Raw genomic sequence first — 21,340 nt, forward strand, 5'->3', positions numbered from 1 at the left:
CCAACCGCCAGCTGTCCGGCGAAATGGGGTCCACTCCAGATATCGAGGTTGCCGCCTTCGAATATGGAGCAAAACTGAAACCGGACGATTATCGCGCTGGAGTTAGGTTTGGCCAAAGCCGATATCTGGCAGATATCTTTACCGCTCATCGCGAGAGCATCACCCGAGATATTACGAGCGACCCGGGTGGGCCAACAGGCTATGTGGCGATATTTGATCATGGCGGCCCTGTCCTAAGCGGACTAATGGTTCCCATTTCCATGGTGCTACGTCGGCGCGGCTATCAGGTCTTTTCCATTGTCGCCGGCCGGATGCCGAAGCTTCCAGGTATAGAGGCCTCTGGCATTATGCGCTCCAACGGGTATGGCCTCGGCGATCAGCCTGTGACCACAAGACTCTCTAACCAGTGGAGCATCGATTGGGACAATAAGATAGTCGCTTGCGACGGCATCAACCACTATGCGACCTTCTTGGAGAGCATGACTAAGGTCGCTCGTGGCGGAAAGCCTCGTTTGGACGACCCAAAACAGAAGAAGGCGTTCGATGACCTGGTGAGGCGAAGCGATCACATGCTCTGCGCAGCCGAACGATTGGTGGAATTAGCCGACAAAACCAGGAAGCCTGTGCGGATCGCGGCCATAGACACGCACTTCGCTCCTTGGGGCGTAATAAGAAGGTGGTGCGATGTTGTCGGGGCCAAGCACAACATCCACCTAATCGCTCTGAGTGCCAGCTACGAGAACTACTTCTCCAATCTCAAGACGAAGCTGGCCACCACGGTCTCAATCGAGGACGTGACGGCAAAGCCAGACGTGCGACACCCTTTCCTCGGTGGATCCAAACGTTTCGAAAGTTATCTTTCCCAACACCCAGTTTCTGAGGCGAGCGTCAGCGCCGCCATTACGCACATCAAGGTCGACAGAAGTCAGACGCAGGCCAACCCATCGGCCCAGCGCCAGTACATCATCTCCAGAATTGAGCAGACTCGAGCGCGAGGCGGAAAGGTTTTCGCCGTATTCGGAAAGGTACTGATCGACTTCGCTGCACCTGATGACCGAGGTCACGTTTTCGCTGACTTCAGCGAATGGCTGCGGTTCCTGGTCGATGAAGTGAATAAGACCAAGAGCCTTCTAATTGTAAAGCCGCACCCCCATGAACTGCGCTCCGAAATCGTTCGCGATGGCGTAGCTTTGTTGCGGGATGTGCTCCCAGCTGAGCTTGGACCAAATGTAGAGTTCCTGGAGCACACAGCGTTCAACTCTTACGAGCTGGCCGATTTGGTCGATTGTGCCATGATATGGAATGGCACAATTTCGGCCGAGTTCCCAGTGCTAGGGTGCCCCGTAGTTGGCGAAAGCATCTGGTCAGCGCGTGACTACCCAATCGGGAATGTGCACCCTCGGTCTCGCGCCGAGTATGCTGCCCTGTTGAATGGTGACGCCCTTCCTTCGGTTGGCAAGAATCTGAGATCAAAAGCGTGCGCGTTTCTGCACTTTATGCGTTCCGCTGACGTTGCAATCCCATTCGGTTACGTCAAAAGAGGGGCCACGAACGAGGACTTGGGGGCGAACGAACTCTACCTCGACCAGCTTGAAAAGCTGAGAGAATTTGGCGACCCCAACGTAGAACGCGCCGCTGACAGGTTCTTCGAGTTCACCTAAATAGGTAAGGTCGCATAGGAATATCCAATGCCAGCCGAACCGCCGGCATCATAGAAAAGATAGGCCATCCCTTCGTGCTCGTAGTAGCTTCCCCTTGATGGAGAAGCGTCCCATTCTCCGGGGTTCCGGCGCAGAAGCTGGCGGCGCATCGTAACGTTCACGCCGTCTTCAGACGTTGCGAGCCAAAGGCCGCCCGGCGTCGAGCCGCCTATGATGTAGATGAAATAATAGAGCCCATCCTCATACCATGCGTCTTCGAGAAAAAAGAGACTGCCGCCATACGGATTGCCCAGCATGTGCTGGGTGCCCAGCTTTGTCCATGGCCCCTTGAGGCTGCCTCCAGTGGACGTGGCGCCCATCAGCCCGAAAGGGCCGGCGCTGGTCTGCTGCCCTGTGTAGTAGAGTTTTGGCAGCCCGTCGTGACCGGCGGGGACAAGCTTCGGCCGATACATGTCGTCGAAGTCACCGTCGCCGTTCGCGCCCTTCCCAAGCACCATCCCCTGTTTCGTGAAGACCTTGCCATCAGTCGACGTTGCGAGGCAGATCGTTACGTTATCGCCGGAAAGGTCTTCTGGTGGGGTGGCGTTGCCCTGATAATAGACAATGAACTCAGAGCCATCAAAATAGACGCTGGTGATCTGTGCATCTCCCGCGTCCGGGTCTCCCGCTCCACCAAGTGGCAGGACCGGCGCAGAGCCGAAACGGACCCAGGTATCCAGATCGGAGCCGAGAGCAAGGCCCCCCTCGTCAAAATCCGTGGCCACCTGATCGTTGCCCGTGTAGTACATGAGGAAGTTGCCTTCCGCGTCCTGGTACAATGATCGATCGAGGTTCCGCGCAAGCACCGGGTAATACATCGTCTCACTATCCCATGCCCCGGGATTCGAGTTCTTCTGAAAAACCGGGCTGGCTATGCGTTGCCAGACAAGTTGTTCAATGGGGAGCAGGCCCACATTGAAATCGCGGACGAAGAAACGCTTTCCGGCTGATGCCGTCACGCCCGGGCGCATCAGTAGTATTCCTCAACAATAACAACCCCAGCTGTGCCGTTGCCGCCAGCGCGGTTAGTGTCAGAGATCGTTGCGGCGCCGCCGCCACCTGCACCATAACCAGTGCCGTTAGAGCCAGCGTTGTTGCCTTGGTTTTGCGCTCCATACCCTAGCTGGCTATCTCCTCCCCGCGCGCCAACTATCACGGAGTCGCTAGACCTTATGCCACGATCCCCCGGAGAGCCGGGGACGTTTAGATCACCACCAGATCCTGCCCCGCCTGCGCCTGGGGCGCCGGTTGTCGCAGATGTCCCGGCGGTCATCGCGGTCCCCCCGCCGCCGCCATTCGCGATAACGTGCGCACCAAATGAAGTTGCGCCACCAGCATTTCCATTATTTGCGCCGGCTGCGCCGCCTGTCCCAGCTGCGCCGATAGTGACCGTCTCTGTCGCACCAAGTGCGCTCGTTATCCATTTCTCTGCATACCCGCCCCCGCCGCCGCCGCCCGCTGCAGCCGCCTGTGACGCCCCTCCTGTGACGCCGCCGCCACCACCCCCAGCGCCAACCACACGAACGCGAACTGCTGCGCAACCGGCAGGCTTTGTCCATGTGCCGGAAGACGTAAAGACTTGGGTCGACCCTAGCAGGAAACCAACTTGGCTAGTTTCCAAAGCCCCGAAAACGACCCACATATCCGTATCAATCTTCGCGGCCTGAAAGATCGAATTCTCGCCAGCAGACTTGTTCGTCTGCCCACTGGGCACGATGACGTTGACGCCAGGCCCTTCCTCGATGGTAACCTGCCCCGCCCCCGCCTGCTCAAATGTGAGGATCGTACCAACGGCAAAAGCAACCGAAGATGCTGGCGGTATCGTCAGAGTGACGCCAGATGCATCCAGAAGCCGCTTGAGTTTTGTATTCTTGTCATCCATGACGGGCTCATAGGATGAACCGATAACGACTTCGGGCGTCAAACCGCCTTCTAACCCTACAGCCGCTGCTGCAGCCTGTTCTGCCCACCACTTCGCAGAGCGATCCGTTGACCCATCACCACCAGCCGCTTCGCTGATCGGGTCGTCAGACTGTGCCCACTCTTGGGCATGTGCTTTGCTCGACCCCGCCTCACTCGCACTCTGCGCCGCACTCAAGGCCGCTCCAGCATCCAGCAACAGCCGATACCGCTCACCATCGCGAGCGAACATCACCATGCCGGTCCACTCGCCGGCGGAGAGAGAATTTCCGGCGAGGTTCACGACCTGACGGGCGGGGCCGCCATTGATGGATAGCGTCAGCGGCCCGGTGTTCTCTGTCGTCACGAACGAAAAGAACACCTCCACGTCCGCAGGATTGACTCCAGCCTCGACGACGCCGGTCTGGGCCGAGCCGCTGCCCGACAGCGCCACGCGGGCGAAGGTGTCGGGGAAGCCGCGTTGCCGCACCCAGGTCGCGCCGTTCCATAGGTATTCACCATTATTCGCTGGATCAGGATCGGCATAAACCACGCCCACCGGCTGCGTCCCCGCTTCCGGCGTAATTGTTTGCAGGTCAGCCAGTGTTTCGACGCCACGCTTGTCGAAGTATGCGGCGAGCACAGCTTTCAGCGCATTACGCAGCTCCGCCTTCTTCGGGCTGTGAACGCCGGATTGCGGATCGCCAACCGGCAGCGGTGCATTCACGGGCTCTCCGGGGAGGCCGTCCCCTGTATAGCGGCGGAATTCACGCAGCACGCGGTTGACGACGTCGATTGCAGCCATTGCGGGGCCTCATAAAAAAGGCTCGCCGAAGCGAGCCGTGGAGTGGTGTGAAGAGGGTTCCGCCAGGCCTATGGGTCTGGCGTGGGTACGGGCAGAGTTATGGTGGCGTAGGGGAAGGACCATTCGCCGACGACGCCGAGTGGCCCGACCCATCGCGCACGGGCTTCATAGGAGCCATCGGGCGCCGGATCGAAGAACGCCGAGGCGTTGTCGCCATTGGTCTGCATGTCCTGCCATAGCGAGCCTGCGCCAAGTCGTAGCTGAACCTGAAGTTCGAGCCCTTCCTGGGTGGTCGGGGTGACGACGGCATTGATGACGCCAGCCGACGGCGAACTAAGGACCAAGTTTTGCGGGACGGGATAGTCCAGATCTGGCGAGGTGTCCTCGGGAATGGCAGGGTTCTGCCCTTCTTCGGTGGCGGCGTTCCACGTGTAAGCCGCCTCGCTAATGGTCATGATTTCGATTTCCACGAACTTCAGCTCGGGATCGATCGAGAAGCCTGCCACATAGAATGCCTCGTTGATTTCGAGCTCGGGCAGGATCACTTGGATGGTGCGCTCGCCCAGCGCATCGAGACCGACCAGGTTGGTCCGGATTTTGCCCTTCCACCGCGGATTAGCTTTGGAGATGTGGATTTTTGCCAGCCGCCGCGCCTGGGCAGGCGACGGCACAAAATCGAGGTCCAGTTCGGAGCCTAGAACGCCACGCTCGTCCTGATCGGCAAGGTCGACCCAGGACGTTGCCTCAACGGACTGATAGTCGTGCTGCGGCGACGTGTAGGTGATCTTCAGTTCATTGAAGGCGGCGAACCGGTCGTTGCCCTGCTCAAGGCTGTGGCCGAGAATGTCGCGCTCGGTAATGACCACCGTCGGCGCCTCCCACCGGCCGCCGCGAATGGCGATCTTGCCCTCGGCGTTCTGGTAGAGCTCGGCATCGCAGGTCGCGCGCATCTTGCGCAGGATGTCTTCCGGCTCATCGGTGAGCTGATAGACGCCCCACAGTCGATAGCGCTTTTCGGTGCCGCCGGCAGCGCGCGGCACATTCTCGTCGCAGAGATTGGCGAATGCCGAAAAGCTCGGGAGGTCAATGTCGTCTAGCGTCTTTCGGAAGCCATCCGGGTGGGTCAGATAGTCGAGGATGCACAGCGCGGAATTGTCCGACCATGCGGTTGTATTGTTTCGAGGGTCGAACACCCGCGACAGCCGGCAAAGCCCGCGCACCGGCGTGTTGTACCCCTCGGGGAAAATCTTCTGGAATTCTTCCTGGGGCGGGGAGCGGAAACGCGCCACCAGATAGGCAATGCCGCGCAGTCGATGTGCCGAGGTCCAGATACCCGTGAAAGCGCCGGATATGAGGCTGTCCGCCGCCTGTGATGCTGTGCCACGATATTGTGCGATGCGCACCGCGTATCGGGTTTCCCCAGGACCTACAGTACCTGACGGGCGATGCACCCACGTGAAAGGCGCCGTAGTGACATCACCAGCTCCATTGAGAGCCACGGTCTTGTCACCGATCCTGATGCTTTCGATAGCGTCGATCTCGCCCGAATGCATCTTCACGATCTGATAGAGATAGCCGCTCTTGCTGTCGAAGAAGGCGCGCGTGCCGCCTAGAAGCGCCCGGCCGTAGCCACGGACACGCGGGCCAATCGATTGATTGATGACCGATTGCGCCTGCGGCGTCTTCATCACCGGAGGGCGCGGCGCGAACAGCATCGAGATGCCGAGCAGCGCCGCGCCAATAACGAGATTGGCCGCAATGCCGGCAGCGGCCGCGCTGAGGCCCAGCCCGACAAGAGCCGATGTCACCCAGCCCGTGATGGCGGTGAAGACGGCAGAAGGAGGCCGGGCCGTGGGGGCTTCCCACGGACGCGGCGGCCAGCGATGTTGATGCATCAGAGAACCTTCACCCAGGCCTGTTCGGCTAGATCGAACCCGAACCGCTCAAGGATTTGCGCGGCGCGCTCATTATGGGGCGGCGTGGACATGCGGACTGCGAAGCACCCCTGTTCATTTCCCCAGGCCAGATATTGCTTCAGCAGTCGAAGCCCGCCGCCCTGCTCCGCCCACCATCCGTGCTCGACCGCTATTGGCAGCATTGAGATGGACGCCGTGCCGACAGAGGCGGCAAGGAAGCCAGTCGGGCAATCCGCCCCGTCCACAACCCAAACCGCAGCCAGCGGGCTCGCCAGCAGGCCGGCGACAAACCTGCCAGTAACCAGCGGGTCTACCTCAAGCGGCGACCGCACGGATGAGCGCAGGCGCTCGGTCATTCCGACGATGGCCGGAATGTCGGACGACGTTGCTTTTCGGATCATTCAGAACACCGGCCAGCGAATGGTCTTGTTCACGAGGTCCGGCAATTGCTCTAGCCCTCTATCACCAGGGAACCGCGCGTTCTGATCCCGGTCTGTGTATCGGCCATAGGCCGGCTTTCGTCGTCCCGTCCAGATGCTCTCGGCCGTGAGCGTCACCGTCCGCTGTGACGGCCCCTCGGCGGTGTAGGTCATCTGATCCATGATGCCGGACCAGATTGAATACGGCGCATCGAGCGGCGCCCAGGGCTGCACCGCGCCATCGGTCGGCGCGATCTCGAAGAATTGCAGATAGATGACGCAGCGCCGATCCTTCACCCGGTCACTGGCATTGCGCGCCAGGTTGACGATGGTGGCGTCAATGCCCGACAGCGTGAATGTGGTGCGCGGTGCCGTGGTGCCGACGGCCTGCTCCAGCCCGTCGATGGTGATCATTTCGCCGGTGCCCTGCCAGGTATGGCCGCCGGCATAGAGATCGCCAAAGCCCATCCACCAGCGCCGGGGTGTCAAGCGGAAGTCCATGAAACACAGCAAGGACGCAGCGACTTCCCGGCCGGCTAGCTTGGCGGCAATGGTCTGCGGAAAGAAACCCATCAGATGGCCTCAACCATGTTGAAGGTTACGATGCCCGAACCGCGCCGACTGAGGGCTTCTTGGCCCTCTTCATCGGTGGCGAAGCGCATCAGGCACACCGGCCTGTCTAGAATGGCTGGTGAGCCTAAATCCGCAGCCGACCGAAGGCGCGGCCAGAATTGCACATCTGCGGGATCGCCTTCTTCTTCCTGCCAGACGTGTGATGCGAGGTAGATGCGCTGACCAACACCGAAATAGTGCCCGGGTCGCGGACCAACGCTGCCGTCCGTCGAAATCAGAACACGGGTGGAGCCGGCGCTTGCGTTCGCGGCGATCTGCGCCACCAGGTTTTCCTGTTGGCCAAAACCAGAAAGGTCGAAGTTGAAACCGTTGCCGTCCTGCGGTGTGCCGTCATCGTACCCAGCGGCAAAGACCTGCGACAGCACCCGACCATTGATGTCGGCCGGGCGATAGGCATCGACCTTGGGAACCAGGACCGTTCCAGCCCTGCCGCCCATCTGTGCTAGAAAGGCGCGCAGTGCCAAGTTGGTCTCTTCACCCCTAATGGCGACGGTGACCCTGGCCTGCCAACGACCGGCGTCGGAAACTGTAACCTGCTCCGACCCGTTCAATGACAGGCCGCCGGTGCGGGATTGCGCGGTGGGCGAAAAGTGAGCCTGGCGCGGCCACAGCGCGGCCGGCCAGTTCATAGCATTTGCGGCCATCAGCCCATCCTCTGATTGGCATCACGCATGAGCGCCGGAAGCTGCTTGTTGTTCTGCTTGATCTGCTGCCCGGCGACCCGGCCAGAAATCTGCGACACCACTGGCACCAGATTTCCGTTGATCACTTCGAAAGAGCCGGTGACGGTGATTTCGCCGCCAGACGCGGCGGGCGCCGAGGGGATGCTAGGCAGCCTGAGGTCAACAGGAACGCGGCCGCCATTGGGCAGCGGAATAACCGCCTCCTGGCCGTGAACAATGCCGCGAGGCTCGCCACGCCGGCCGCCGGTGTTTGGTGTGCCGGAGGCAAAGCCCATGAGGCTGCCGAGAAAACCGAGCGGGTTGAACCCGCCGGTCTGCATACCGCCGCCGATCAGGTTCAGGCCCATATTGAGCAGGTTGCGGGCCAAGTCCTTGAGTACCGAGTTGAATATCTCGCCGGCGCTCTTGCCCTCCAGGAAGCCGTCAATGATCGTGTCTAGTGCCTGGCGCCCGGCCTTGGCCATTTCGTCGGCGCTTTGCTTTATGAGGTTCTGCGCCTCGGCCAGCCTGGCAGCGTCGGCCGTGGCGGTAGCGTAGGCGTCGGCCAGGCTCTCGATCTGGGCGCGCTGTTCAGCGCCAAGGCTAATGCCGGCCCTGATGGCTGCGTTTTCCAGTTCCTGGATCGCCTTGAGGCGTTCCTTGGCATAGCCGTAATCGTTTATCAGCGGATTGAGCGCAGCAGTGAGCGCCGTTTCCTGCTTGAGCATGTCAATACGGCGCTGGAACTGCTCGATGCTGTCGCCATAGCGCTGCGCCGGAGATTGACCGCCCCGCCCGCCGGTTGGTCGAACTGGCGGCTTGATTGGTCCGCCGGGCGCGCCGTCATCCGAAAGGTCCGGCCCAAAGATGCGGTTCATTTGCCGCATGGTCGGCATATAGCCGATATCGGTCGTGATATTGGCCGCTGCGGTCCTGGCCTCCACTGCTGCATCTCGAAACGCAAAGAACGTCTCGATCATGCCGAGCACGCCATCCTTCAGGGCGGCGAAATCCGGATTGACCTTTGCCAGTTCCTCAACGGCCGCGGTCGCAAGTTCTACCGTTCCCCGCCCGCGCAGCATCTGCGCGAACAGGTCTTGGACAGCAGCATCCGCCTCGCCAAATCGGCCCCTTGTGTTGACGGCAAAATTTGCCAGGGCCTGTTCGGCGTCGGCCAAGGCAAGCTCGTACTCCTCCGCGGTGCGGATATTGCCGCCCATTGCCTCGTTGAGCTTAACAAAAACGTCGGCTGGGTCTTTCTCGGAAAGCGCATCCACGACATTCGAGATAAACTCGATTTCGCGCGCGCCTTCCTCGAGGAACTCCGCAAGACCGTCGCCCAAGAACTTGAAGAACCGGTCGAAGTCGTGGCTTTCCGGCGCCTCCTTGATGGCATCCGAGATGGAAATCAGCGCCTCGGCCAGTGCCGAGCTAGATCCGACTGCCTTGTCCGCTTCCCCGACGAACTGCATGACCGCGTCACGCAGCAGCACGAAACCGTCGCTGACGGTGGCTGGCATGGAGTCGGCTTCGAGCCGCAGGGTTTCAAGCTGACTGGTGACGCCGAACATCACATCCGTGGTGATCCGGCCTTCCTCGCCCATCCGGCGAAGCTCATTGACCGAGACGCCCATGCTGTCGGCTAGCGCTTTGGATAGACGCCCGCCAGACTGGATGATCGTGTTGAGGTTGTCCCCGCGAAGCGAGCCGGACGCCATGGCCTTGGACCAGGCATCCATAACCGACTGGGCCCGCTGACCACGAACAGCCGAAATCACGAGGCTGTTATTCAGGGTCTCGACCAGATCGAGTTGCTGCTGGGTGCTATAGCCCAGAGCCGAGAGCGCCTGCTGGTTCTGGAGGTAGCCTTCGGCGGTCTGCTCCAGGCTGGAATAAGTCCGGCGTGCCATCTCGGACAACCGGGACATGACCGCGGTGCCGCGCTCCATGCTGCCTGCCGCAAGCTGGACGCGGGAATTGAGGTCGGTCCAGGCCGAAGTCATGGAGATGATGGAGGTGGTGGTGAGCGCAACGCCCATCACACCGAAGGCCCGCCCGATCGTTCCAAAGGAGCCGACTATGCGGCTTTCCATGCGGGAGGCCGTGGCGCTCAACCCGTCAAAGCGCCGCTGCATATCGCGCACGCGCTTCTCGGTTTCCCCATTGGCCTTCATCAAGGCGCGCTCATACTTCGTCGTGCTCGCCTCTAGCGAGACGATCAAACGTTCGATATCGGTAGCCATGGGAACCTATGGGGAGGGGAATTATGGGAGTAGCAAAGCAGCGGCGTTACTGCCCCGAAGACGACCGGATGGTGTTGGCGGAAAAGCAGACACCCAATCACCTGTTGCACTTGCTGCTATCAGTGCTGACGCTCGGCGTCTGGCTCGTGGTCTGGATTATCCTGATCATCGGGGCAGACCTCGGCGCCTATCGGTGCCCGCACTGCGGTGCCCGAACCCGGTCCAGCCCGCCTTGGGGCTGGAAGCCACGGCGTCGGCGCCGGGACGAATACGAAGAAGAAGACGAAGATTAGGAGCCAGGCAGAAAACTGACCCTACCCTGCGCCTCAAACCCCATCCCGGTCCACAGATAGGTCTGTGTGCTTACCGCACCGGTCGGCATGTCGAGCGCTTCAATGTCGGCCCAAAGCTCATCTTTCTGCGCCTCGGTTAGCTTACCAGGCTGTGCTGGGCTGTTGGCGCGAACATATCCGTGCCAGGCCGACCAGAATTCCCACATGCTGGTTGATTTGACCTGCTCCGCGGTCCAGCCCATTGCGGCGCCGGCTGCGTAGATGCGCGACATACGGAACTTGCCATTCGGCAGATCGTCTAATCGCTCTCCGCTTCCGGCGCCGGAGCTTCCCCCGGCTGGTCTTGCGGCGCCCCCATGATCGAGGTTTCAAGGATGCCGCGCGCGAGGCTAACATTTTCAGCCGGCGGCCGGCCCTCGACGTAGGTCTTGACCAGCTTCAGAGCCTTGGAGGGCTCGGTGCCCCCGCCAATCAACCCAAGCCGGATGGTGCTGGCGATGTCCTCGACGCGCCACTGGTTGGACGCCAAGCGGGCCAGGATCACAAACGGGCCGGCGTCGCAGGCATCCTGCAACTCGGAAAGCTCGCCCCATCGCAGGGCGAACTCATAGGTGCCATCCGCCCATTCAAGCGGCGGTGTCTTGGCCGATCCGGACATTACTCGACCGTCCGGACCATTTCGCCGTCAGACTGGAGGCTTACGCTTGACGTCACGCGCCGACCGTTCGGGGCCTCGGCCGAGAAGGTCTCAACGTGCAGATTGCCGGTCCAGACAATGGTTTTAGCGGGAAACTCGATCTCGATCTTGGCGGGAACGCTATCGATGCTCTCCCAGGCGTCAAGCCAGGTCTCGACGGATTCGGAGGCAAGAACGCCTTCGCCGGAGACCGACATGCTGAGCGAAACGGCATCGCGCCCGATCCAGTCCACCTTATCGGGATCAAGGCAGTCCGGAACCTGGGTTTCCTCCAGCCCCTTGGTCAGGGTCAGGGACTTGGAGGTAAAGCCGCAAGGGGCGCCATACGTGATCGGGTCTTCGGGGGTGGCTCCGGGCGTGCCGAGCAAAATGCGGACCTTGCCGCCCTTGGTAGTGGTTGCGGGTGCCATGCGGGCTCCTAATACAAAAAAGCCCGCTCATGGCGGGCTGTGTGGCATGTTGGGGTTGGGGGATCGGTTAGACGCCGGGCGTCTCGACTGTGGCGCGAAACTGGATCGCGAAATGATGCAGTGCAGGGTTGGGGTCCGGCACGTGTCGCGTCAGGACGTGTTCCAGCGACACCAGCGCATTGGTGGTCAGCGACAATTCGGCATTGTGTAGCGCTCGCTTCACCAAGTTGGCAATCTTGCGCGCCTGAATGGTGTCGTAAGCTTCGCCGGAGCCGCTCGACCACACATCAAATTGGATGGTGATGTCCTCACCCTGGACGCAATCGTAATCGTCCGGCGTGGAGATGGTTGGTCCGTTGGAAATAAACGGGAATTGAGTATTCCAAGTCCCGGTGCTACTCGCCGGAATTCGGTCGTAAATGCGCTGCCCGACATAAGCGACTATCGCAGGAGTGGCGCGCAGTCGGGCGACTGCCGCCATCATTAGCTCAAGGGTCGGGTCCATTTAGCCTCCCGAGGCGACTTGCTTGGCGGCTTTGGTGGTGGCTCGCGAAACGCGGCCCCTGATGCGCTTCCGAATGGCACGGTAGGCGGGAAAGAAGAAGGGAGTGGGCTTCATCTTGGATGTGCCGAACTCCTGCGCCAGCGCGTAGTCATATTCGTATGCACCACCATCAACGGACGTGGTTGTTTCCGGCCCGCCAGCCACGACATTGATGGACAGTTCGTGCCGTCCATCCTCTTTCTGGATGCTGTTTTGCAGCGTTCCATCTTCGCGCGGCGCCAAGGATTTGGCCATATCGACCATTTCATCAGCGCTCTGGTTGAGAGCTTTCCGAATGTCGGTCTTGGCCTGCTCAGGCATGCGCCGGAGCTTTTTCTGGAGACGGTCCAGGCCTTGCACCTTGCGCGCCATTACTCCAGCCGCCCCTGCTCTACCAGGAAGTCCAGCCATGCCCGCTTTTGGTCAGGATCAGTGGGGGGCGCCTTGATGGCGAACACGCGTGCGCCATTGGCAGGCGGGTCCGGCGGCTGGGTAGGCTGCGGCGCTCGCGCATCCACAATGCGCCAAGTCTCATCGACCTGCCGGCTGGCGGCCGATTGTCGGACCCGCACGATGTAGGGCTGGATGCCTTGCAAGCGGTTGGCGATAACGGTCTCGCTGCCCCTGAGTGCAATAAACTCGGCCGCGCAGGTAAAGACCGTGGCGAATTCCCCCTCGCGCGGCGGGCCGCCCCAAGGATCGGGCTCGACCTGCCTCTGCTGGAAATGGACGCGGCCGCGCAGCAAGCCGGAGGTGGGGGTTTTAGCCATTGTTCGGTTCCAGCGTTACGAACCGTAGCGGCACCTCGATGCGCACCACAGGGTCGCCGTCCGGCTCAACAATCCGCCAGCCGTCCGGTGATACGCGCTCCTTTGTTGGGCGGACGATTTCGACGTTGGTGACATAAGCCGCCGGAACTCCGTCAACCAGCACCGACAATCTCCGGCGCGACTGTTTCACCACTACATTTTTCTCAAGCATTGCCACCCCCACCTCCGCTGCCCCGCTTCCCCTCACGCTCCGCCTTGCCGGCCGCAATCGCTGCCTCGGCGCACCGGGTCGTCACAAGCAAGTGCATCCCGGCCTTATAGGCGATCGTAACGCCTTGCCTGGGCCGCCAGTCAAAATCGGCCTTGAAGCGGACCCAGGGCATTAGTTTTCAACCGTTGCCCATTGGCCGGTCAGATGCGTCACGCGGCGAACCTGATAGGGCGGAATGAACCCAACGGGGCAGCCCACGAAGGGGATGGGCGTGTCGCTTTCCGGCGGCACGATAGTCACGTCGCCCTCCGAAATGCACACAATCGCCTTTGCCACGCTCGCCAGGTCGGACGAGCTTGCGGAAATGATCTGGCCGCTCCTGCCAAAGGTCCAAGTCGGCTTGGCCGCACTCTTATAGGGGTCTGCCATGCTCATCCTCCATCTGCCGCCAGACCCGGTAAGGCGCCAACAAACGGCGCACGGTAGGTGACAGCATCGCTTCGCCGTCACTCTCGTGAGGCGTGCGGTTATCGAATAGGTCGTTTGTGACCAGCAAAATCGCGGCCGTGATGGGAGGGGTGACGATCATCGCGGTGGGGTTGTCTTCCGGCACCGGCCCGGTCGGCAGAATTGCGCGATCCAGATACTCGGTGATGATCGTTTCAGCCGCGGCTAGATAGGCTTCGATCTCCACATCCTCATCGTCCCAATCAACGCGCAGGTGCTTTTTGACAAGGTCCAGGTCAACTAGGGCCATATCGCCTCCTAAGCGGCGGCGATCACCGCATCCGTGGGTTCAGAGACCGCCGATTTGGTGCGCCCGTTGGCTGTCGCAGTCACTCTCAAAGCAATCACCTTGCCGACATCGTCCGCTACAGGCACGTAGGTAGTGCCAGTCTCGCCTTCGATGGCCACACCATCAGCGAGCCACTGCCGAGCAAAAGTCGGGCTTTCCGTCCATGTGCCGTCGCTGCCGGTCAGCGTTTCGCCGACCTGCGCAGTGCCGGTGATTTCCGGAGGTGCGCTGTTCTGCGGGGTTCCTGCTGGGTCAACAATTCCTGCGCCGATATAGCTGGCGACCCGGCGCTTGCGCTGCCTAGTCGTCAGCATTGGCCTTCGCCTTTCTCGGCTTGCGCTCGCCGGTGATCACTGGTGTTTCCGCATGGGTCTCGGGCTCATCGACCTTTTCGACCTTGCCGACGATCTCAACATAGCCCAGCGATTCAAGCTGGCGCGCTTCGCCGGCCTCGACGTCAAACGGGTCGCTGCGCTTGGTTTTCAGTTCCTTGCCATGCGAAAACGTGCGCTTGGCCTTCACGGTTAGAAAGTCGGTCATGAAATCCTCATGAAAAAGGCCGCCCACGCGGCCCTATAGTAAGTGTGTCCGTTTCGCTTGCTTCCGCACATTGTCGCGCGCCCACAGCGGACGGAGGTTGGTCAGCGCCCAACACGCCCGAAAGTCGGGGTCATCCGTCGATGTGTAGTTGAAGCTGGACTGCGGGACGATATGGTCGATATGCCACTCTGACTTGTTGTCCCAAGTCATGCCGGGGAGGAATTGGCGCTCCAGATGAGCCCTCAACTCGCTCACGCCATAGCCTACCAATTCCGTCCAGCTTTTGCCGCCCTTTCCACCATTCGCACTCAAACTGCGACTGATCAGGGTGCTCATTCTTCGGGAAATAGCTACTTGGGGACGCGACGCCTGCTCTCGATACCACTCATTGAAACGTTCACGCCTGTCTTCGTTCGACGTACGGGTCGCTGAGTAGAATCTTGCTGATTTAAGTGCGACTTCAGGTCCGCACTTTTTGCAATATTTGGCTCGGCTTTTTGATGTTGCAGTGAAATTGTCACCGCAAACCTGACATGCGAATGTCTGGCCTTTAACCTTCGGAATACCGGCCTTTCGCCGCTGAACTTCAGCAGCTTGACGCCAAGCTTCCTTTTTACGCTCCGCTTTGCACGAGTCGCAAAACTGCATATGGCGCGTTCGTCCAAAGACGGCGGACCCGCAATCGGGACAGGATTTTTCAATGAGAACTTGCTCGCCAGCCGAAGGCTGACTACCTACATCACCAAGCATCAGAGAACCTCACACGTTCTTTGGTGTCAGACTCCCGGTCGGATTGCCGTCCTTCCGGGAGTCGCCTCAATAGATGTAGGTGAACGCTCTATTCCGTCAAGCTCTCACCGTTAATACCGACTTACTCAGGCGCGATTTCACCAGTGATGAATGCCTCAGGACGATACACGGCCAGAGCCAGACGCTCCTCAGCGCGGATCGTGAAAAGGTTCTTCTCGAAGTCGTCGACGTTCTCGCTGGACAGCAGAACTTCGATTTCCATGCGGTCGAAAATCTGCGCGGCGAAGCTGAACGCACCGGTGAGGAATTCGCCGGCAGCCATAGCCTGGGTGGCGACCACCGGCAGGTTCCAGAGGGTCGGGGTGAGCGAACCCTGCGGATTGCCGATGATATAGTTTCCGCCTGCATCCTTGGTCAGCTCGATCTTGGCCCAGTCGATCGGGTTCAGAACAAAGGCGGTAGCAGGATATTCAGCCAGAACCACCTGAAGAATGGCGAGACGCAGACGGTCGATGCCGGTTTCGTCAGTGGCAGTAAAGGCCGGGTTGAACGCCGTGGCCTGCGGAACCAGGCCGTGAATGTTCTGGCCGGTGCCCGAACCGTTGAGCAGCTGGTTTTCCTCAACGAAGCGCAGGCCATAACGGGCGCGGCCATCGATGTAGGAGCGCAGCGCCGGAGCATCGTCCAGAATCTGACGGGAGGCCTTGAACAGGTGCGCCAGAGTGCGAACCGGCGCGCTGACCAGGTCAAAGGTCAGGTCCGAATACGGCTTAGCCGTAGTTTCCGCAACCGGAGCAGCGTTGTTGGTGTAGCCGGTTTCCTTGACATACTCGATGTTGCTGGACGAAGTCTGGCCGGGCAGCAACAGGTCGCGCACCGTAAGCTGGCGTTCGGGCAAGCCGAAGATGCCGGGGACTCGCGCGCCAGGGACCAGAGAAGTTCCCTGCGAGCGACCGGTGCCTACGGTGGTATCGGCAGAGGTGATGGCGGCACGGTCGGCCTGAACACGGATGGCGCCGCGCGACGCGCCAGTAAGCTTGCCGGCCTTGTAGTCCTCGGATTCAATGACCAGATCGCCCAGCGTCTTGCGGGCATCCTCTCCGATTTCTTTTTCACGCGCGGCGCGCTTTTCCAGATCGCTGAGGCGGATGGTGGCATCACCAAGCTCGGAAAGGGCCTTGTCAACCTTTTCGGTCAGTTCAGCCGAGGTCTCGCCGTTCTTGGCAAGTTTCGCCTGAAATTCCGTGCCCAGGTTGCCGACGGTTTCCTTGATCGCGGCCAAAGACTGGCCAAGCTCGCCGATCTTATCGGCGAGAGCGTTATTATCGCTCATGTGTGGGTATCCTATTTAGGAAAAGACTGTGCGATGGCCAGCGCCTCATTCACGCGCGCCATCAGTGCTGCTTCGCCCTCATCAGGTTCCCCCTGACCAATCTTGAAGTAGAGCCGGGCTGCCCGCTCTGCCTCCGACTTCGAAAAGCCCATCAGTCCCCTGATGCCATTCTCGAACTCGCGGATAGTGACTGGCTCACCCGCTTTCATGCGGTCGGCCAAATAAGCTGCGTCCTCGGCGCGCGCGCTATTCGCGCTGCGCAGCTTCCGGACGGATTCTGGTGTCTGGTCGGCGCCAAACCGAGCCAAGGTCTCATCGAGCGTGCCGATGCGGTCGGCCATGCCCTTTTCGATAAGCTCTTCCGCGAAAAATACGCGGCCCTGCCCAAAATCCTTTTCGACCCTGGAGACGGTCACGCCACGTCCCGCGGCCACCGCGCCGACGAACCGGTCGTAAGACCGCCTCACTCGCTCCTCGATGAATGCCAGAGCATCCTCGGCCAAAGGCTCGGTCTCGTTTCCTTCGACCTTGTATTCGCCCGCAGCGATATAGGTTCGCTTCACGCCGGCCTTTTCCAGCGCGGCTGAAATGTCCTCGTGAACCGTGTAAACGCCGATGGAGCCGGCCCGACCGCTAGGTGAGACAACCACCTCATCAGCCTGGCTGGCGATCCAGTAAGCCGCGCTTGCTGCAAGGTGGTTGACCTGCGCAATAATCGGTTTTTCGCCGCCGCGGAGCGCCCGGATTTCGTCCCCAAGCTCCTGCGCGCCAGGAACGGCGCCACCGGGGCTATCGATGTCCAGCACTATGGCCTTAATCTCTGGGTCAGCCAGCGCCGCGTGAATCGCGCGCATGAGGCCGGTATAGGACGTTCCGCCCGAAATCTCGGTCATTAGGTCCATTTTTGGGGCAAGAACACCGTGAACCGGGATGACTGCAACGGCGCCTTCGCGCCGCGCAATCTCGCCGTCATGCTTCTTGGTGATCCGGGCCGCCATTTCTTCGGCGGGCACAATTCCGCCGGCCGCCTTGAACGCGAGAAAATCCGCGATCACGGCCAGCTTGCCGCGGTCCATAGCCCACGGCTCCGCCGCGAAGGCGGAGAGAACATGCTGATATTTCATGTGGGTTCCTATGCAGCCGCTGGCGGCGCAGGGTTGTTCTGGTTGGCGGGCGGCTGTGGGGGCTGCACGCCGATCTGGTCGGCGCGCTGCATGGTGCCGTTGACCAAGAGGTGATCCCCGCCCGGCTTCGGCTCCTTGTCTTCGTAGGCTCGAGCTTCGTTCTCGGTGTAGATGCCGTTACTGACCATCTTGGAAAGGAACTCTGCTCGCGCAGCACTATCGCCACGAAGCAAGCCTTCTAGCGAGAACTTCACCGTCAGCCTTTTGCGCGTGCTGGCATCCATCAAGTCTCGCCGGATCGACGCTTCGATACTGCGCAACATCGGTGCCAGGCAGGTCTTGATGAACTGGAGAATTAGCTGCTCAATGCCGCTGCCCCAGGTGGTGGTGCCGTTGGCAGCATGTCCGATCATCACGGGTGGAACCCCGAAAATCCGGCAGATTTGCTCGACGCTGAATTGCCGCGTCTCGATCATCTGTGCGTCTTTGGGGTTCACCGTGAGCTGGTGGTATTCGAGACCAGCCTCGAGAACCATCACCTTTCCAGCACGATCGGAGCCGGCATACTGCTGGAGCATGTCTCCGATCTGCTTACGCTGTTCGGGCTTAAGCACCTGGTCGCTTTTCAGGAACCCGGACGCAGACATGCCGCCTGAAAACCACTTTCCGGCCGCCTTTTCCGCTGCACGTGCATTGCCTATCGTATTGGCCACATAACCGATGGGCGAAAGCCCGCGGTCGCAGCCAGGCAGAACCGCGCCGCGAACATGGAACATGCGGTCTTCACTGATCTTGCGCTTCTTGCCGTCCTCGGTGACCTCGTAGACGCGCTCATTGCGGCTGTTCCGCTGCACATCCACCTTGAGGGGATGGATTGGATTAAGCGCCACCAGCTTTCCGCCATTCATCTTCTTCTCAGCGAAGAAGTTTCCGTCGAGGCATAGGCAGAGCGCGACCATGCCCCAAAAATCGGCCGCCGTATCATCAATGTTTGGCGCATCGTGCAGCAGATCGTAGAGATCGTCATCAGTCGCGCGCGTGACGCCATCCTTGTCATAGACGACACAGGGCAGCGTCTTGACCGAATTGGCGATCAGGTTGACACATGCCCATACGGCATCCAGCGCCATTGCCTTATCGTACGTAACCACCTCGCCGCTGTCCGTGCCGAGGCCGAAAAAGCCACGCCAGAACGCGCCATCGGTGAGCTTGATGGGCCTGCCGACCCACCTGTCAAAAAAGCCCATCAAATCACCATGACTGGGTTGGAGAGGAAGTCGTCAAACGAGCCGCTGTCATCGGGCGGCACATACGTACCCGCCATGGCCGCAGCCATGGCCAGGGCCACCGCGCCGTCGATGCGGCCGCGAGACTTGGCTTTATCGAGCTTGCGATTGCCGGACGGGTCCGGCTTCACCGTGGCGTTCATCATGCACATGGTCAGGACTGGGTGCCCGCCGTGGGCAATCTTCCTGTTCAGCAAAAGGCTCTCCAGGTCGCGGAGAGCCGGCGACATTGATGCGAACCCCTGCCCGAATGGCTGGAAAATTGCATCGTCACCCTCAACCTGCTCTTCGGAAAAACCCGCCTGTAAAAGCCAGGGCTTGAGGTGTCGCCAGTTGTAGCGGTCGAACCCGATCTTGCGGATGTCCATGGTTTCGGACATCGCCTTTAGCCTGGCCGCTACATATTCATACTCAATCGTTGGACCCGGCGTCGTCTCAAGGAAGGTCTCGCCATCCTCGTTCGGCTTGGCCCACACATCATAAGGCACCCGATCAAGCTTCGCTCGGTCGCGCAGACTATCGCCCGGCAGCCAGAACGTCGGTTTGACGTGCCATATCCCATCCTTCGGCGCCATGAGCACCAAAGCGGTGAGGTCGGACACTTCGGACAGGTCGAGCCCGCCAAATACTGGCAGGCCTGTCCAATCGCGCTCTATCGGCGTTTCGCAGGCGCGCCACACCGCCGGCGCCACAAATGGGGCCGATGCGTCAATCCGCTGATTCAGGAACAGCCACCGAAAACTTGCTTCCTTGGATGGCATGCGCGCCGCAAGGGCCGAAAAGTCCTCAACATCCTTGACCGAGCGGAACACGCCCAGCGCCGGATTGGCGGCTTCCCATGCCGACCGATCGTGCAGTTCGCATTCGGCCGGAGCCGCATAGACGTGGCAGACAATGCGCGGGTCTTTAGATGTCTCCGCGTCGTCAATCCAGCGGGAAAACAGATCATTATCTGTGGCCGCCTGCGTCGAAATCGCAAACAACATCGCCTTGCCTTCGTAGGCGCCTTGCGATGTCTCGATGGCCTCCACGAAATCGTCGGTTGGCCCCTTGATCTGGCCGACCTCATCAAGAATGGCCAGAACGGGCGAGCCGCCATGGGCGCTCTTCGCCTCGGCCGAGAGCGCCTGGTACTCCACGTTCTTGGCCAGCCCTACAATCATTTTGGCGGACGGAACGATACGCGCGAGCTTCGAAAGCTCCGGCGACATCATCACCATCTTGGCCGCATAATTGAAAACCTCGGCGGCCTGTTTGCGCGACCTGGCGCCAGATACGATCCGGCTATTCGAGTACGCTTCCGGCCCGACAATGTGAGCTAACAGCAAACAGGCGATTGTTGCCGTCTTTGCGTTCTTTCTGGCGATAGACAGATAGGCTCGCGAGGTGCCTGCCGGATTGTCGTAAACCGATAGGATGAATGCTTCTTGGAAGGGAAGAAGCCTAATTTTCTGCCCTAGAAGCGTTCCTTCCGGGACGGGCAAGTAGGTTTCAATGAATCTGCAAACCTTCTCTCCTCGCGTGAGACTTTCAGTCGGCAGACATCTCCAATCCCTCATCGTCGGGACGCTACCACACTGGATCGCGTCAATGGTTATTTCAGGCAGCATTGGCCGTCCGCCACCCATTGACACCGATCTGCATTCCGCGCGCGATACGCGATGCGGACGCGACAGAAATTCCTAGATAGCTAGCAAATTGCTTTTGGGTGCCGACAAATGTCTCGCCGTTGTCGTTCGCAAACTCAAAAGTCTTACCCTTACTGGATCGAACCCGGACGAGATCCGGGTAAACCGTCCAGCCCAGCATCGTTTTGCGTTCCCCGGTGACTACGCTTGTCCAGTGCGCTCGGCATCCGCCGACGATTTCCCACATCTCTCCCTTGGTGGCCAATGCGGTCTCGCCAGTGTCCACGTTTGTCCACGTGTACAGCGTTCCATCGTACATGCCGTTGTCAGCGCCGCGCCGACCGGGGGCCCCTGTAAAGCGCGCAGAAATATCAGCACACGCTCGCCTCCGCGCTGCACCGTACATGTAGCGCTGCCGAACCCATGAGCGCTTGCCGTCAACCCGGCTCGCTCCCATGCGTATGACGGAGAACCATTGCTTGCCACCGTAAGCCTTAGCGAGCAGCAGGTGCGCGAAGAAGTGATCTTCGGGCGTCAGTTTCACTAGGTTTGCCGGGTCGTCACTTCCGCCCATGGACCGCGGAACAATGTGGTGCTTTTCGCTATAACCACTTGGCTCAGGCCTGGCTCGCCGGTCGTTTATGAACTCACGGTAAATTCGCTCATAGTTCATCGGCGCGC

26 protein-coding genes are annotated in these 21,340 nt (G+C 60.3%); 2 read left to right on the forward strand and 24 right to left on the reverse strand.

Annotation, left to right across the window (positions count from 1 at the left end; all coding sequences use genetic code 11):
• A partial coding sequence (locus tag A3840_RS19690; protein WP_165603155.1) for a hypothetical protein occupies positions 1-1,661 on the forward strand: 1,661 nt, incomplete at its 5' end.
• Here the strand turns inward: A3840_RS19690 and A3840_RS08630 are convergent.
• From A3840_RS08630 to A3840_RS08660, 7 genes are all read right to left on the reverse strand, one after another.
• Entirely contained in the window at positions 1,658-2,671 is a 1,014-nt protein-coding gene (locus tag A3840_RS08630) for a glycoside hydrolase family protein (RefSeq protein WP_067454902.1), read from the reverse strand. The genes A3840_RS19690 and A3840_RS08630 overlap by 4 nt on opposite strands.
• Positions 2,671-4,404 carry a glycine-rich domain-containing protein gene (locus A3840_RS08635; protein ID WP_067454905.1) on the reverse strand — a complete coding sequence of 578 codons (1,734 nt, stop codon included), beginning with the start codon at positions 4,402-4,404 and terminating at the stop codon, positions 2,671-2,673. The genes A3840_RS08630 and A3840_RS08635 overlap by 1 nt, the downstream gene beginning before the upstream one ends.
• Before the next feature lie 68 nt (positions 4,405-4,472).
• Entirely contained in the window at positions 4,473-6,299 is a 1,827-nt protein-coding gene (locus tag A3840_RS08640) for a phage tail protein (RefSeq protein ID WP_067454908.1), read from the reverse strand.
• Positions 6,299-6,721, reverse strand: a complete 423-nt coding sequence (locus tag A3840_RS08645) for a GNAT family N-acetyltransferase (protein WP_067454911.1) — start codon at positions 6,719-6,721, stop codon at positions 6,299-6,301. The genes A3840_RS08640 and A3840_RS08645 overlap by 1 nt, the downstream gene beginning before the upstream one ends.
• Positions 6,722-7,312: a hypothetical protein gene (locus A3840_RS08650; protein ID WP_067454914.1), complete on the reverse strand. Its 591-nt coding sequence runs from the start codon at positions 7,310-7,312 to the stop codon at positions 6,722-6,724.
• Positions 7,312-8,016 carry a hypothetical protein gene (locus tag A3840_RS08655; RefSeq protein ID WP_067454917.1) on the reverse strand — a complete coding sequence of 235 codons (705 nt, stop codon included), beginning with the start codon at positions 8,014-8,016 and terminating at the stop codon, positions 7,312-7,314. The genes A3840_RS08650 and A3840_RS08655 overlap by 1 nt, the downstream gene beginning before the upstream one ends.
• Entirely contained in the window at positions 8,016-10,277 is a 2,262-nt protein-coding gene (locus A3840_RS08660; protein WP_067454920.1) for a tape measure protein, read from the reverse strand. Before A3840_RS08660 ends, A3840_RS08655 begins: the two co-directional genes overlap by 1 nt.
• 23 nt (positions 10,278-10,300) lie before the next feature.
• On the opposite strand from A3840_RS08660, the gene A3840_RS08665 reads away from it, so the two are divergent.
• Positions 10,301-10,570 carry a hypothetical protein gene (locus tag A3840_RS08665; RefSeq protein ID WP_131798281.1) on the forward strand — a complete coding sequence of 90 codons (270 nt, stop codon included), beginning with the start codon at positions 10,301-10,303 and terminating at the stop codon, positions 10,568-10,570.
• Here the strand turns inward: A3840_RS08665 and A3840_RS08670 are convergent.
• The 17 genes from A3840_RS08670 to A3840_RS08745 form a co-directional block, all read right to left on the reverse strand.
• A complete protein-coding gene (locus A3840_RS08670; protein WP_067454926.1) occupies positions 10,567-10,842 on the reverse strand; it encodes a hypothetical protein in 276 nt (91 codons plus the stop codon). The genes A3840_RS08665 and A3840_RS08670 overlap by 4 nt on opposite strands.
• 26 nt (positions 10,843-10,868) lie before the next feature.
• The gene (locus A3840_RS08675) at positions 10,869-11,228 is read right to left on the reverse strand and encodes a gene transfer agent family protein (RefSeq protein ID WP_067454929.1); all 360 of its coding nucleotides are present in this window, start codon (positions 11,226-11,228) and stop codon (positions 10,869-10,871) included.
• Positions 11,228-11,677 carry a phage tail tube protein gene (locus tag A3840_RS08680; protein ID WP_067454932.1) on the reverse strand — a complete coding sequence of 150 codons (450 nt, stop codon included), beginning with the start codon at positions 11,675-11,677 and terminating at the stop codon, positions 11,228-11,230. Before A3840_RS08680 ends, A3840_RS08675 begins: the two co-directional genes overlap by 1 nt.
• A 67-nt stretch (positions 11,678-11,744) precedes the next feature.
• Positions 11,745-12,182, reverse strand: coding sequence for a DUF3168 domain-containing protein (locus A3840_RS08685; RefSeq protein WP_067454935.1), 438 nt, complete (start codon positions 12,180-12,182; stop codon positions 11,745-11,747).
• Positions 12,183-12,593 (reverse strand): HK97-gp10 family putative phage morphogenesis protein, encoded by a 411-nt coding sequence (locus A3840_RS08690; protein WP_067454938.1) that lies wholly within the window; start codon positions 12,591-12,593, stop codon positions 12,183-12,185.
• Complete coding sequence (locus tag A3840_RS08695; RefSeq protein ID WP_067454941.1) at positions 12,593-12,991, reverse strand: head-tail adaptor protein; 399 nt, start codon at positions 12,989-12,991, stop codon at positions 12,593-12,595. Before A3840_RS08695 ends, A3840_RS08690 begins: the two co-directional genes overlap by 1 nt.
• Positions 12,984-13,202: a hypothetical protein gene (locus A3840_RS19425; protein WP_131798282.1), complete on the reverse strand. Its 219-nt coding sequence runs from the start codon at positions 13,200-13,202 to the stop codon at positions 12,984-12,986. Before A3840_RS19425 ends, A3840_RS08695 begins: the two co-directional genes overlap by 8 nt.
• A gap of 171 nt (positions 13,203-13,373) precedes the next feature.
• On the reverse strand, positions 13,374-13,631 hold the full coding sequence (locus A3840_RS19430; protein WP_131798283.1) for a hypothetical protein: 258 nt from the start codon (positions 13,629-13,631) through the stop codon (positions 13,374-13,376).
• Positions 13,615-13,959 (reverse strand): head-tail connector protein, encoded by a 345-nt coding sequence (locus A3840_RS08705; RefSeq protein WP_067454947.1) that lies wholly within the window; start codon positions 13,957-13,959, stop codon positions 13,615-13,617. Before A3840_RS08705 ends, A3840_RS19430 begins: the two co-directional genes overlap by 17 nt.
• Before the next feature lie 8 nt (positions 13,960-13,967).
• Positions 13,968-14,312 (reverse strand): hypothetical protein, encoded by a 345-nt coding sequence (locus A3840_RS08710; RefSeq protein ID WP_067454950.1) that lies wholly within the window; start codon positions 14,310-14,312, stop codon positions 13,968-13,970.
• Positions 14,299-14,538 carry a hypothetical protein gene (locus A3840_RS08715; RefSeq protein WP_067454953.1) on the reverse strand — a complete coding sequence of 80 codons (240 nt, stop codon included), beginning with the start codon at positions 14,536-14,538 and terminating at the stop codon, positions 14,299-14,301. Before A3840_RS08715 ends, A3840_RS08710 begins: the two co-directional genes overlap by 14 nt.
• A 33-nt stretch (positions 14,539-14,571) precedes the next feature.
• Positions 14,572-15,288 (reverse strand): hypothetical protein, encoded by a 717-nt coding sequence (locus A3840_RS19435; protein WP_131798284.1) that lies wholly within the window; start codon positions 15,286-15,288, stop codon positions 14,572-14,574.
• Between the two features lie 121 nt (positions 15,289-15,409).
• Entirely contained in the window at positions 15,410-16,621 is a 1,212-nt protein-coding gene (locus A3840_RS08725; RefSeq protein WP_067454958.1) for a phage major capsid protein, read from the reverse strand.
• 11 nt (positions 16,622-16,632) lie between these two features.
• The gene (locus A3840_RS08730; protein ID WP_067454961.1) at positions 16,633-17,745 is read right to left on the reverse strand and encodes a S49 family peptidase; all 1,113 of its coding nucleotides are present in this window, start codon (positions 17,743-17,745) and stop codon (positions 16,633-16,635) included.
• A gap of 8 nt (positions 17,746-17,753) precedes the next feature.
• Complete coding sequence (locus tag A3840_RS08735; protein WP_067454964.1) at positions 17,754-18,992, reverse strand: phage portal protein; 1,239 nt, start codon at positions 18,990-18,992, stop codon at positions 17,754-17,756.
• On the reverse strand, positions 18,992-20,641 hold the full coding sequence (locus tag A3840_RS08740; RefSeq protein ID WP_067454967.1) for a terminase large subunit: 1,650 nt from the start codon (positions 20,639-20,641) through the stop codon (positions 18,992-18,994). Before A3840_RS08740 ends, A3840_RS08735 begins: the two co-directional genes overlap by 1 nt.
• On the reverse strand, positions 20,631-21,332 hold the full coding sequence (locus tag A3840_RS08745; protein WP_165603156.1) for an HNH endonuclease signature motif containing protein: 702 nt from the start codon (positions 21,330-21,332) through the stop codon (positions 20,631-20,633). The genes A3840_RS08740 and A3840_RS08745 overlap by 11 nt, the downstream gene beginning before the upstream one ends.
• Positions 21,333-21,340 lie beyond the last annotated feature (8 nt).

The sequence above is a fragment of the Devosia elaeis genome (genome assembly GCF_001650025.1).
GTDB lineage: Bacteria > Pseudomonadota > Alphaproteobacteria > Rhizobiales > Devosiaceae > Devosia > Devosia elaeis.